Below are 13,209 nucleotides of genomic sequence, written 5' to 3'. Positions count from 1 at the left end.
GGAGAAGACTACTTGACCGGCACCCCCGCTCCCCCGGCATTAACCTCCGTCTCCGCTCGGAGGGCTGCCCCGATCGCTCCCGCTGCCGCCCCGAGCGCCGCCGGAACCATCCGCAGTCTCGTCCTCGCCTCCGGCGCCTCCACCAGCTCGTTGAAAGCCCGGCGGATCGGGGTCATGAGCACATCGCCCGACGTGATCAGCCCGCCGCCGATCACGATCAGCTCCGGATCGAGGATGTTCGCGAGGTTCGACAGGCCCAAGGCCACCCACCACGCGAAGCGGTCCATGATCTCCTGAGCCGACCGATTGCCCTCTGCCGCGGCAGCGGTCACGTGCTCACCGCGGACGGCTTCTGGATCTCCGCCGGCCAGCTCGACGAGCCGGTCGGCCGTTCCCGCCAGCGCCGCCTCGCGGGCAAGCACGCCAAGCCCGCTACCCGAAGCGAAGCGTTCCCAGCAGCCTTTCTTGCCGCACGGGCACAGAGGTCCATTCGGGTCGATGACCATGTGCCCGAACTCCCCGGCGTAGCGGTGGGCGCCTTCCAGCAGCAGCCCCCCGCTGACGATCCCCCCGCCGATCCCGGTCCCGAGGGTGACCATCAGAACCTCGTCCGACCCCACGGCGGCGCCGCGGGTTCGCTCGCCCCAGCAGGCACCGGTCGCGTCGTTTCCCACCCATATCGCCGACCCGGCGAAGGCGGATTCGAGCGCGGGCTTCAACTCATGGCCGGAGAGCCCGTGGAGGTTCGGAGCGAACCTCACCGTTCCGACCTCATCTACGAGTCCTGGTACACCGACTCCGATCGCGGGCACGGAACCGTCGCAGTAACGATCGACAGTGTCCCGGATCGCAGCCACAAGCGACGGTCCGTCTTTTGGGCTGTGCTGCGTCGTCTCGGTCGTCGCCGACCCGTCAGCGTTCATCCTGACGGCGAGGAGCTTGGTGCCCCCGACGTCTACCCCGAGAGCCGATGGTGCCGGCACGCCGGGCTAAGGAAGGTTGGCTTCGATCGCCCCGACGAGCTCGTCCGATGCCGGATCAACGAGAGGCCGGAACCTGCCGACGATCTTGCCGGCCGGCGACACCAGGAATTTTTCAAAGTTCCATTGGATGTCCCCCGCCTTGCCCTCCGGGTCCGGCGTCTCGGTCAGCAGGTCGTAGAGGGGATGCCTTCCCTCCCCGTTTACTTCGACCTTCTCGGTCAAAGGGAACGTCACCCCGTACGTGGTTGAGCAGAAGGTCTGAATCTCGTCGGCGCTCCCCGGCTCTTGGCCGGCGAACTGGTTGCACGGGACTCCGAGCACGGTGAACCCCTTGTCCCCGTAGCGACGCTGAAGCTGCTCGAGGCCCTCGTACTGCGGGGTCAGTCCGCACTTCGACGCTACGTTGACGACAAGGACCTCCTTGCCGGCGAGGCTGGACAGTTCCATTGGCGAGCCGTCGAGGCCCGAGATTGCCACGTCGTAAAAAGACATGGCCACACAGTAGAACGCCCTGCCGGACTATGCCTCCGCCGCGCGCTGGGGCGCGCCGGCGTTCTCGACTCGAGCCTTCAACTCGCGTAGAGCAGTGCCCATGATCCGGCCTTCCGCCCTGCGCTTCACGAAGCCGGGAAGCGGAACGATCAGGTCGACGATGAGGCTGTAGATGATCTCCGCACCGCCGTCACCCGACGGCAGCAGTTCGTACGAACCGTCGAGGCGCCGGGTTATGTCGCCTCGCTCCTGCTTCCACGAGAGTTTGGTGGGTGCCTCGCTGTAGTCGTACCGTAGCGTGTACGAAGTGCTCCTTCCGAAAGCTGCGGCCCTGAACGTAACGAGCGACGCCCGGCCCTCGTCGTCGCGCTCGGCGATCACCACGGACTTGATGTCGGCGGCCCACTGCGGATAGTCATCGAACCTGGTCAGGACCGCGTAGCACTGCTCGGGAGTGCCCCGGATGAGCATGCGCTCGGTAACCTGCTCCTGCACTGCCGGTTTACCTCCTGTGACGCTTCGCCGAGACGGTAGTCCGATACCCGCGCCCGAGGCTCATCGGAAGGTCAATTCCCAGTCAACTCGTTCCCGCCAGCTTGGCGAGCGCCTCGGCGAGGCGGCCGGCGAGCACGTCGTAGGAGTACTCGGTTTCGGCCCGGTGGCGAGCTGCCTGACCCTGCCGGCTGGCGAGAGCCGGGTCCGAGAGGAGGTCATCGACCGCCCGGGCAACCGCGGAAGCATCTGTCGGATCGCGGATCACGATGCCCGTTTCGCCGTCGACGACAGCCTCGGCCGCGCCTCCGCTGTCACCGGCCACCGCAGGTATGCCCGCCGCCCCGGCTTCGAGAAACACAATGCCGAACCCCTCTTGTTCGAGTCCGCCCCAGCGCGACCGGCAACTGAGAACGAAAACGTCTGCGCACGCATACAAACCCGCAAGGTCAACGCTCGGGATTCGCCCGAGAAGCTCCACGGGGGCACCCGTTTTGTGGATCAGGTGCTCGAGCCTGGTCCGGTCGCGGCCTTGGCCGGCTATGGCGACGTGCAGGTCCGGTTGCCGTCCCGAAGCCTTGAGACGGGCGGCCGCCTCGATCAGCACGTCCATTCCCTTGCGCGGAACGAGCCGGCTGACGCTCAGGACCAGTGGGCCGGTGGCAGGGAGGCCAAGGCGCGCGCGGGTGCTGGCCTTCTCGATTGGAGGCAGCGGCACGAACTTGGTTATGTCGACACCTGGGGGGATCTGCACGACGGGTGGAAGGTCGCGCTCGATGCGGCGAGCTTCCGTTTCGGCGTACCCGCCGGCCGAGATGATCAGCGACGCCTGTCGAAGGACGTTCGAAAGCATGCGCTTGCTCCCAGGTAGCCGGCCCGGGACGGTGACCTCGGCGCCGTGCAGGACAACCGCATAGGGAAGCCCGAGGTTCGGCCCGATCATTCCGAGAGGGATGGCCGGGTCGAGCACGACGAAGTCGGAACGTGTCCTCGTAGCGAGATCGCGCACTCGCCTGCTCAGTAGAGGATTCGGAAGCAGAACCGGCTCCCGCGTGCGCTCGATTCGGAACGATTGCTCGCGATCGAAAAGGTCGGCGTCGACGTGGGGACTGGTGAGGACGGTCACCTCTTCCGGGGGAAGCCGGCGCCACAGTTCCCAGAGATACGACTGAATTCCGCCGATCTTCGGTGGGAAGTCGTTCGTGACCAGTACATGCCGGGCGGGCGCGGGATGGATCACGCGTGGACCGTCCTCGAGTGGATCGTTGCCGCTGCGTCTATCTCGTCTTGAACTTGCGGGTCATTGTCTCTCGATGGGATCAGGTCGTTGTAGCCGAGGCGCGCCGCGGCCCAGACCGCGTGCGTCCGGATGATCGGGTCTGCGTCCGCGATGGCGCGCTCGATCGCACCCTTTATCCTTGGCGATGTTGCGTCGCCGGTGTTGCCTAGAACTATGAGCGCGTTCCTCCGCAAGTACTTCGCATCGCGGTTGGGGATGTACCACCTGCCGAGCTTGTTCAGAAGTTCGCGGTCTGGAGCTTCGAGGATGTAGAGGATGTCGACCCCGGTGAGAGCGTCTTGGGCCGGTTCGGGTGGCGCCTGACGGCGTTCCGCGAGACGGTTGATCGGGCAGGCCTCCTGGCAGTCGTCGCATCCGTACATCCGGTCGTGTAGTGCGATGCGGTATTGCCGCGGGAAGATTCCCGGCGCCTGGACAAGCCACGCGAGGCACTTGTTCGCGTCGAGATGGCCGGGCTCGTCGTGAGTGAGCGCGCCCGTCGGGCAAGCGTCGATGCAGCGCCGGCATGCACCACAACCGTCTTCGACTGGGCCCGGCGTGCGGGTGGTGGGGCCGGTAGTGGCACCGATCCGGCACTTGCGGGCTTCGTTTGGGTGTGGGTCTGCCTTTTGGGCGTGACTTTCGTCGGTATTCGGTCGATTTCCACTCCCGAACGACGAATCACCACCCAAACCGCCCCGCTCTGGCTCGTTGGCGCGGAGCGGAGCGTCAGTGACAACCGAGCCGAGCACGAAGCATGACCCGGCGCCGGGGATGAGGACGTTGGTGTTCTTGCCGTACCAGCCGAGGCCTGCGCGGACGGCTGCCGCGCGGTCGACCAGTGCGTTGTCGTCGACAAGGACGGCTGCACGCCAACCGTCCGCGCGGAGCCGGTCGGCCACCTGGTTCAGGGCCCCTCGCAAGGTGCCGTAGTGGTCCTCCCACGCGTAACGAGCCACCAGTCCTTTGGGGCGGGATTTATCGTGGGATTGTTGCCTGTCGGGAGGCGCCGGCGGCTGTCTCGCATACGTGAGCGCGCCGACGACTATGGCCCGCGCACCGGGAAGCGCCCGCGATGGGTCCGTTGATCGAGCCGGATTGCGATAGGTGAATTGCATGCCGGCGTCCCAGCCGCGCAGGCGCCCGTTGTTCAGTGCCGCCCGAGCCTCTTCGAACGGAGCCGCGTCGCAGACGCCGACGGCGTCGAGCCCGGCTCGCTTTCCCAGCCGGCGAAGCTCGCTGGCGAGATCCGCGAGATCGGCGAGATCAGCGAGCTGCGCGGAGCTGGAGGGCGCGGACACCGTGGGTCGAGCCGTTTCGGGCACCGCCCGTTTCTACCCGATGGGCGCGGAGCGGGCGTACGCGGGGGACGTTTGGGCTGATCCCGGCCCGCTTGGCGGACGTCGCCTTTCTTGGCCTCCCGGCCCTCTTGGCTCCCGCGGCCTTCCTGGTAGGACTCGCCTTCTTGGCGCGCGCGGCTTTCTTGGTGACCGGGGCCTTCCGGGTTGCTGCCGACTTGCGTGCGCCGGCGGTCCGCTTGGACGGCACCACTTTGCGGGTCGCCGCTTTCCCGCTTGCCGCCTTGCTGGCTGCTCTGGCCGTCTTGGCGGGCAGGCGCTTCTTCGAACTCGACGAGGATTTGGCTGGGCGGCGGGTCGCCGGCCGCGCGACCTTGCGAGGCGGCGCTGACTTCTTCGCCGGCGTCGCCCGCTTCTTGGCAACAGTCTTTCGGGCGGCAGATTTCTTGACGGCAGCCTTCTCCGCAACGGTCTTCTTTGCTGGACCCGTCTTCGAACTACGAACTCGCATCGGAGGAAGCTCCCGAACCGCCGGCGCGTGCCGGCCCGGATCCACGTAGCCGAGTTCGGTGCCAAGCCGGTTGTTCGGGATCAGGCTTCCCGCCACCGTTTCAAGAAGGTACTCGGCTTGCTGATCGCGTCCTCTGGCGTGGTAGCGGAAGCGAATAATCCACTCGCTGTCGCCGAGCTGGAATGCGGACCACGCCGAGTCGAACTCTTCTTCCAAGAGAAGGATTCCGCGATCCGCGAGATTGCGCCTGATCGACGGAGCGAGAGGCCGATCGGACTGCCCTCGTCTCGGCGTGTGCAGTACCAACTCCTGAGCGCGTCCGATCGCCGCGGCCTGCTCGGCGAGAACCGGAGCGGCAAACCGTTCCACCCATTCGATATCGACGCCTGCTTCGGCGGCAACTTGCGCCACCGTTCTTCCCCCGCGCAGCCGCATCTGCATCTCACGCGGGCTGAGGGCGCTTTCAACTCGCTGTCGGGGAGGTGGTGGCGGAGCAGCGGGCGCGGCAGGCAGGTCATCGATCCTTGCCAGCCGGGCCTCTTCGATCTGTTCGAGCAGATCATCATCGAGCTTGATGACGAAGTTGCCGTTCTTTGCGCCGCGGCGGCCCGCGAGTATCAGCCCATCGTGGTCCGAGGTCAATCCGACGATGTGGAGCTGTCGCACAGGCGCCCCCGGCGCGCTGAGCCCGCCGTTCGGGCTCTTCTGGGGCAAAGTAGCAGCTTGCGGCGTATGTGCTGGGGGATCCTGCTTGCTACTTCCTAGCTGGAGCGCGTGCCCGCAGCCGGTCTTCCAACGACTGTGTCCGCCGTGCGTGGCGAGGCAACTTCGACCGGATCACTTAATCCGCGCAGGACCAACGATCCCTGTGACTCCCAGTTCACCCCTTCTGGACCGGCCGAGTCGACGGTTCGCGCAGATGCGAGCACACCGGCCGCGGTGGATTTGGCGGCATCCGTCAGCCGTGCGGCCTCATTGACGGGGCGACCGATCACGGTGTATTCGAAGCGGCGGCTAGTCCCGACGTTGCCGGCGACAACTTCTCCGGAGGAAATTCCTATCCCGGTCTCGATTCCAGAGGCTGCGAGGCGAGCAGCCAGAGACCGAGCTGCCCGGAGAGCACGAGCGCGATGGTCCTCGAGGCGGGTGGGCGCGCCGAACACACAAAGACACCCGTCTCCCTCGAACTTGTTGATCCATCCGGCCTCCGCCGCGACCTCCGCCGCGACCGCATCGAACAGCGCGTTCAGCACGGCGAGGACCTTCGTCGGCTCCTGTTGCTCGGCCAATGCGCTTGACCCGATCAGATCTACAAAGAGCACCGAAGCGTCTCGCACCTCGCCCCCCAACTCGACGCCGGAATCGAGCGCCTGGCGGGCGACCTCCTCTCCGACGTGGCGTCCGAAAAGGTCCTCCAGGTACTGGCGGGACCGCATCGCTTCGACCATGTCGTTGAATCCGGCTTGAAGGGCGCCGAGCACTCCCGGGGAGGTGACCGTCACCGCCGCATCGAGCTCTCCGTCACGCACCCGTTCGAGTCCTGTACGTACCGCGTTTATGGGCTCGGTCACCGATCGGGCAGCCAGAACGGCCGTGACGCCTCCGACGAGGACTCCGCCAATTGCCATGTACAGCATGGGAGCAACGATCGGCAGTTCTTTCCGGTGCCCTGGCCGCAAAGGGATGACCGCGATGAATACGAGCGGTACAGCCGACCCGACCGCCCAGGAGATGACGAGCCGGGGCAGGACTCCGACCGTTCGTCGGCGGGGAAGGGATGTCGCGAATGCCAGACGGTAGAGCGGCCGGAGAGCCCGCTCTGTCTCGAGGTACACGATCGTTGCGAAAGTGAAACCGGTCAGGAGGAAACCGATTACGTAAGCAAGCTCCTGGCGGGTGGACGTGCCAGCAGCGAAGTTACCCGCGGCTCCGAAGACCACGGCGACGATATTGACCCAGAAGATCCAGGTCGCGGTCCGAGCTGGCAGTGAAACAAGGGCTTCTCTTAGCTCGGGGGTAATGGGTTCTCCGTCAACCGCCCATCTGTCGTGCGGTTTGAGCCATTGCCGTAGCACCAGATTGCCAATACCGAGAATCAGAATCAGGTAGCCGACGGACTCGCCGACGTTGATGAGAAGCTGCACAATCCACGGGTAGCTGCCGAACACCGGCTGCCATATGGCGAAGTATGCGGAGACGAAAAAGGCGACCGGTGCGGCCACCGTCGCGCCACGCACCAGAATTGCCCGCCTGACACCGGCGAACTCTGGCGCACTCAGTGTCACCCCCATGTTGGGAGTCTAGGTTTCGGATGCCTGGCGGAACCCTCAACCGCTCGCAGTCTGATGTTTCAGCGGAGGAACGAGCCCGGACCGGCCTAGGAGTCGGATCGCCCGCTCCTCTGCCACGTCGATAATCACCGCGTCATCGGGCTCGCGATCGCAAATGAACGAAACGACGCAGCCGTCGCACGCTTCGGTGTGGCGCATGACGCAGTCGTCGCAGCTGATCGTCAGGGAGGTCATGCCCGCATCATCTCAGGCGGATGTGACGGTCTACCCCCGTCAGGTCCGTCCCCGCCCCACAACGGCGAGCAATTGATCGACGGTGATTACGTTGGCGCCCCTCCTTGCCGCGCTCTCCCGGACCTGACGGTCATTGGTGGCCACGACCACAGCTCTCTGGGCCGGCAGCGAGTCCACCAGATCGACGATCGCCTCGTCAGCCTCGACCTCGGACGCCGTAAACCTGACCCGCATGCGGCCTCGCACCGACGAGGGCATCTGCAGACGGTTCCCGTCGTCGATCCCGTCGAAGATCACAAGCACCTCCGTGCCTGCCCGCATCGAGAGCTCGGCGAGCGAGTCGACGAGTCGCCGGCGCTGCGACGGCAAATCGCTACCCGACCACGAGGAGAGGGTGACGTTGTACCCGTCGACAACGAGAACGGCCCCCGGCAAGCGGACCAGGTGCTGCGCTGCCTCCGGCGACTCGTCGAAGATCGCGGGCGGGAGGCGAGCCGGGACCCGCCGCGCAGAGCCCGGGACCGGTCCGGACAGCATCTCGTCAACCCGCGGCGGTGGTTCGGGCGCTGCGCCGGCGCCGTATTCCGCCCGAGTCTCTGTTTCAGCGTCGATTGTTTCAGCGTCGATTCCGGCCTCGGACGCCGCCGTACGAGCCGCAGCGAGGACGTCCGCCAGCAACCGGCGGAGAGAGTCGGCTTCGGCGTTCCCTGAAACCGTTTGCCGCTGCGCCTGCGCCAGGGCCAGGTCCAGCACCTCGACTTCGCGACGAGCCTCGTCCCGCTCGCGGTCGGCTTTGGTGGCTCGATCGCGAGCGGCGCGCTCGTCGTTTTGGAGCTCCTCTACACGAGCTGCGAGTTGGGCGGCCGTGGCCCGGAGCTCCTCCTGCCCGGCTCGGGCGTCCTCGAGGGCGGACCTAATCTTCGTGTCCGCCTCCTCCGCCTCTCGGCGGCCCTTTCTGGCCAGGCTCACCTCAACCTCAAGTTGAGAGTTGAGGGTTTGAAGCGATGCCATCTCAGCTCGCAACTTTTGGAGCGCGGCGTTGGTTTCGTCGAGATGGCGCTGCGTCGCCCTCGTGGTCCTTTTTTCCTCCTCGGCTTCCTCCAACCGCGCAGCTTCGTCGACCAGCTGTCCGAGTTCCTCCTCCCAGCCTTCCGGCCGGGTGAGCCACAGCCATGAGGGCCGACCGAGAATCTCCTCTTCGGCCGCGTGTACGACCCGCTCGCGAAAGGCGCCGTCGCCTTCCAGCACGTCGCGGACCGTGTTCAGCATCCGATCCGGAAGCCTGCTGGCCTTCATAAGAGGGCGCAGACGGCCGGGCACCGGCAGAGGCGGCCTCGACTGGCTGCCAACCTTGGCCACCGCCCAAGCCAACTCCAGCGCAGGCCGCAACATGGAGACCGGAGGTTCCGCCGCTGCCACCCGGGGGATCGTATCGGCGCGAGCCAGTTTCCGGCGCAGGACAAGGCCGGCGCAGTTCGAACGAAGGGCCTGCACCTTCCGACCAAGGGCCTGCACCTTCCGACCAAGGGCCTGCACCTTTCGACCAAGAGATAGCCTCGACGGCCATGGTTCACGCCTTCGTGCTCATTGACGGGGAGCCCGCACGGGTCGCCGATCTGGCCGTCGAGCTAGCCGAACTCCCCGGAGTGGCTGAGGTGTACTCGGTGGCCGGGCACGCGGACATCGTCGCGGTCGTCCGGGTGCGGCGCCACGACGAACTCGCCGATGTCGTCACAAGAGGGATATCTCAGCTCAAGGGTGTGGTCGACACCCGCACTCTGATCGCCTTCCAGGCCTACAGCCGCCACGATCTCGAAGCCATGTGGGATCTGGGATCGGACTAGGACCCCCGGGACCGTACCGAAGCGTTCGGGCTAAAAGGTCAAACAGCCGGTATCAACGGGATCGCTCGATGTACTGTCCTGCGGTGGCGCGGGGGAACCATGTTTCAACGAGCTCAGCGACGCTCCAGCCGGCCGGCCGGCCGGGCTCGAACGCTGACGATATGGATGCAGACAACATCGACGCCTACATAGCCGGGGATCGCAGGAGAGCCCTCGCAGACCGCCGCGTCATGCCGGACAGAGTCAGCGGATCGGCTTTGTTCGCGGACATTTCCGGGTACACACCGCTCACCGAGGCCTTTGTCGACGAATTCGGACCACGTCGAGGTGCGGAGGAGATCACGATCGCGATCAATCGCGTTTTCGACGCGGTGCTCGGCGAGCTTCACCGTTTCGGCGGAAGTGTGATCTACTTCGCAGGCGACGCGGTCACATGCTGGCTCGACGGGGACGACGGCTCGTTGGGGGTGGCATGCGGCTTGGCGATGCAGGAAGCCATGACCCGCGTGGAAACCATCACGACACCCGGAGGCAGAACCGTCCAGCTGGGAATGAAGGTGGCCATAGCGACCGGAAACGCCCGGCGGTTCGTCGCCGGAGATCCCGAGATCCAGAGGATCGACGTGCTGGCGGGATCGCTTATGGACCGCTTGGCCAACGCCGAACATCACTCGGAGACAGGCGAGGTGGTCGTCGACTCGGCCACGCTTGACCGCTTGGCCGGACAGCTTGACCTCGCCCTAATACGAGGCGAGGCGTTCGAGCGCGTCGGTGTCGTCATGTCGCTGAAGGGCCCCCCTCCTGGTCTTGCGCCCCCTCCCCCGTACCCGGAGCTGTCCACCTCCATCATTCGAGAGTGGCTCCTTCCGCCGGTTTACGACCGGGTTGCGGCCGGGCACGGTGACTTCCTCGCCGAACTTAGGCCTTCGGTACCGATGTTCGTCCACTTCGGCGGCATCGACTACGACAACGATCCCGACGCTCAGCAACTGCTCGACGAGTTCATTCGAAGCGCACAGCGCGTGGTACACGGTTACGGCGGGAGCGTGCTTCAACTGATCATCGGTGACAAAGGGGCATACCTGCACGCGGTCTTCGGAACTCCTGTAGCCCACGAAGACGACGCGGGACGAGCTTGCGCTGCAGCTCTGGACCTGCTGGCTCTCGAGGGGGTCACGTCGGCGACCGACATTCAGGTCGGGATCTCGCAGGGTCGCCTGCGAAGCGGCACGTGCGGCCATCACCACCGGCGGGCGTTCACCTGCGTCGGCGACGCGGTGAACCTTGCCGCTCGCCTGATGTCCAACGCACCGATCGGGCAGGCCTACGTCACCGCCGGGATCGTCGATGAGGCGGGCGGCAGCTTCGTGTTCGAGCAGCTTCCGGATCTCACGGTTAAGGGTAAAGCGGCTCCGGTCCGGGTGAGAAGGCTCGCAGAAAGAAGCCGGTCGTCTCTTGCCAGAAATCGGCGTCCATCACATGAGCTAATTGGTCGCGCCTCCGAGCTGAACACCCTCCTCGATGTGGCCGAACAGGCTCGTCTCGGAAAGGGCCGGGTCGTTGGCGTCGTGGCCGATGCCGGGATGGGAAAATCGCGTCTCGTCTCTGAAGCAGTCAAAGTGCTCGAAGACGGTGCCCTGAGAGTCTTCCTTGGGGCAGCGTCGTCGGTCGGATCTGCCAGCTACCTCGTTTGGCGGGACGTATGGACCGGCCTCCTGGAGGTAAGCGCAGATGGCGATCCGCTGGCCGCCGCAACCCGGGCCATCGCCGCAATCGACCCCGGTCTGCTTCCTCGCCTGCCGTTGTTGGGGCCCTTGCTCGGGATGACAATCGACGACAACGACCTGACCCGGACCTTCGAGGCCAAGTTGCGCAAGGAGTCGTTGGAGTCGCTCCTGCTCAGGTATTTGACCCTCCGGGCTGCGCAGGAGCCGCTCCTGCTGGTCTTGGAGGACTGTCATTGGGTTGACGCGCTCTCTTTGGATCTCCTCGAAGCTCTCAGTCGAGTCGTGCAAGCGATTCCTGTGCTGGTACTACTCACCTACCGCCCGGGTTCGTTCACCGCAGAGAGCCTCCGAAATTCCACCGTTCTCGATCTCACCCGGCTCGATCACGCGAGCAGTCGACAGTTGCTCGCTTCGCGGCTGAGCGAACTCTTCGGCGAGATCACTCCACCAGAGTCCCTGCTCGATCGCTTGTCCGATTTGGCCGACGGCAATCCCTTCTATCTCGAAGAGCTGGTCAACTACCTGCGCGCGCACGACGTCGACATCAGCGACAGGACGTCGGCTGCGTCGGTCGAGCTGCCCGACAGTCTCGCGAGCCTGGTGTTGTCGCGCATCGACATGCTGGCGGAGTCTCCGCGACGAACCTTGAAGGTCGCCAGCGTGGTCGGGCGCCAGTTCGCTGTGGGGACTCTTATTGGCGCGTACCCGGAGTTAGGCCGAAAAAGGAAGGTCGACGGCTACCTGCGCAATCTGTGCACCGAGGACTTGGTGCAGCCAGAGGACCCCGCACAGTCGGCTTACGCGTTCAAACACGCAGTGACCCGTGAGGTTGCCTACGACAGTCTCCCCTTTGCTCAACGAGCCGTCCTTCACGGTCGGGTCGGGAGCTGGCTCGAAAACACCAGCCCGGAAGCGCTCGACCTTCTCGCACACCACTTCTGGTTCAGCAGCGACGATGACAAGAAGCGGGAGTATCTGGTCAGGGCCGGCGACGCAGCTCAAGCTCAGTATGCGAACGAGGCAGCGGTCGACTACTTCCGTCGAGTCGCGCCGCTGCTGACCGATGTCGATCGAATTGCGGTGCTGATGAAGCTCGGCGCAGTGCTCGAGCTCAAAGGAGAGTGGGCCGAGGCAGAAGCAGCCTTTACCGAAGCCCTTCAGCTAGCAGACACGCTCGCCGACGACCGTGCTGCAGCGCAGGCCCGGACCGCCAGGGCCGACCCAATCCGAAAGCAAGGGCGCTTCGACCTCGCGGTGGACGAACTCGACATCGCCGGCCAAAGCTTCGATTCGCTAGGTGACACTGCCGGGCTCGGACGGGTTGCCCACCTCCGCGGCACCATCGCAGCCCAGACCGGCGATTACCCGGAGGCCCGCCACCAGTACGGGAAGAGCCTGAGCATCCGCGTCTCCTTGGGCGACCACAAGGCCGAGGCATCCGTTCTCAGCAATCTCGCCATCGTTGCGGAGTACGAGGAGGATTACGACCAAGCGCAGTCCCTCAACGAACAGGCGCTGGCGCTCCGAACCCGGATCGGCGACAGATGGGGAATCGGCGTATCACGAAACAACCTCGGGATGATCGCCTTCCTCCGCCACGATTACCCCTCGGCGAGAGATCACCTCGAGGAAGCGCTCCGAATCGAGATGGAGGTCGGTGATACATGGATGATGGCGATCGCGCGGCACAACCTGGGTAACGCTTCACGTGAGCTTGAGGATAAATCAGCGGCAGGCCGCCACTATGCAGATGCGCTGAGCACCTACAGCATCGCCGGAGACAAGTGGGCACAGTGCCTCTTGTTTGAGGACATAGCAATGATGGCCGCGGAATCGGATCCCCTCTCGGCTCTCCAGCTCCTTGGTGCGGCGTCGGCGCTGCGCGAATCGATCGGATCGCCCCGGGTAGCGGCACAGGAGGCGGAGATAGAGGCTCAGTTTTCCAAGGTCCGGCAGCGACTGGGCGAAGACGCCGTCAAGCAGGATGCGGCGGGACGGGACCTCGACGAGGACGCTGCTCGTGACCTGGCTATATGCCTCTGTACGTCCAACCAGTAG

At 65.3% G+C, this 13,209-nt stretch carries 11 protein-coding genes; 2 read left to right on the top strand and 9 right to left on the bottom strand.

Annotated elements, in window-relative coordinates; genetic code table 11:
• Nucleotides 1-8 precede the first annotated feature (8 nt).
• From VFZ97_11620 to VFZ97_11580, 9 genes are all read right to left on the bottom strand, one after another.
• On the bottom strand, nucleotides 9-983 hold the full coding sequence (locus tag VFZ97_11620; protein ID HEX6394083.1) for an ROK family protein: 975 nt from the start codon (nucleotides 981-983) through the stop codon (nucleotides 9-11).
• A gap of 6 nt (nucleotides 984-989) precedes the next feature.
• A complete protein-coding gene (locus VFZ97_11615) occupies nucleotides 990-1,475 on the bottom strand; it encodes a glutathione peroxidase (protein ID HEX6394082.1) in 486 nt (161 codons plus the stop codon).
• A gap of 27 nt (nucleotides 1,476-1,502) precedes the next feature.
• Nucleotides 1,503-1,970, bottom strand: coding sequence for an SRPBCC family protein (locus tag VFZ97_11610; protein HEX6394081.1), 468 nt, complete (start codon nucleotides 1,968-1,970; stop codon nucleotides 1,503-1,505).
• Nucleotides 1,971-2,052: 82 nt separating this feature from the next.
• On the bottom strand, nucleotides 2,053-3,207 hold the full coding sequence (locus VFZ97_11605; protein ID HEX6394080.1) for a glycosyltransferase family 4 protein: 1,155 nt from the start codon (nucleotides 3,205-3,207) through the stop codon (nucleotides 2,053-2,055).
• Complete coding sequence (locus VFZ97_11600) at nucleotides 3,204-4,571, bottom strand: QueG-associated DUF1730 domain-containing protein (GenBank protein HEX6394079.1); 1,368 nt, start codon at nucleotides 4,569-4,571, stop codon at nucleotides 3,204-3,206. Before VFZ97_11600 ends, VFZ97_11605 begins: the two co-directional genes overlap by 4 nt.
• Nucleotides 4,513-5,769 (bottom strand): septation protein SepH, encoded by a 1,257-nt coding sequence (sepH, locus tag VFZ97_11595; GenBank protein ID HEX6394078.1) that lies wholly within the window; start codon nucleotides 5,767-5,769, stop codon nucleotides 4,513-4,515. The genes VFZ97_11600 and sepH overlap by 59 nt, the downstream gene beginning before the upstream one ends.
• Before the next feature lie 47 nt (nucleotides 5,770-5,816).
• Nucleotides 5,817-7,346 carry an adenylate/guanylate cyclase domain-containing protein gene (locus VFZ97_11590; protein HEX6394077.1) on the bottom strand — a complete coding sequence of 510 codons (1,530 nt, stop codon included), beginning with the start codon at nucleotides 7,344-7,346 and terminating at the stop codon, nucleotides 5,817-5,819.
• A 36-nt stretch (nucleotides 7,347-7,382) separates the two neighbouring features.
• Nucleotides 7,383-7,580, bottom strand: coding sequence for a hypothetical protein (locus VFZ97_11585; GenBank protein ID HEX6394076.1), 198 nt, complete (start codon nucleotides 7,578-7,580; stop codon nucleotides 7,383-7,385).
• Between the two features lie 39 nt (nucleotides 7,581-7,619).
• A complete protein-coding gene (locus VFZ97_11580; GenBank protein ID HEX6394075.1) occupies nucleotides 7,620-8,999 on the bottom strand; it encodes an NYN domain-containing protein in 1,380 nt (459 codons plus the stop codon).
• 146 nt (nucleotides 9,000-9,145) lie between these two features.
• On the opposite strand from VFZ97_11580, the gene VFZ97_11575 reads away from it, so the two are divergent.
• Both VFZ97_11575 and VFZ97_11570 read left to right on the top strand, forming a co-directional pair.
• The gene (locus tag VFZ97_11575) at nucleotides 9,146-9,424 is read left to right on the top strand and encodes an Lrp/AsnC ligand binding domain-containing protein (protein HEX6394074.1); all 279 of its coding nucleotides are present in this window, start codon (nucleotides 9,146-9,148) and stop codon (nucleotides 9,422-9,424) included.
• A gap of 161 nt (nucleotides 9,425-9,585) precedes the next feature.
• Nucleotides 9,586-13,209 (top strand): tetratricopeptide repeat protein, encoded by a 3,624-nt coding sequence (locus tag VFZ97_11570; GenBank protein ID HEX6394073.1) that lies wholly within the window; start codon nucleotides 9,586-9,588, stop codon nucleotides 13,207-13,209.

The sequence above is a fragment of the Acidimicrobiales bacterium genome, from assembly GCA_036378675.1.
Classification (GTDB): Bacteria; Actinomycetota; Acidimicrobiia; order Acidimicrobiales; family Palsa-688; genus DASUWA01.
The sequence above is the reverse complement of the archived record's forward strand: the minus strand, read 5'-3'. Positions and strand labels throughout refer to the sequence as shown.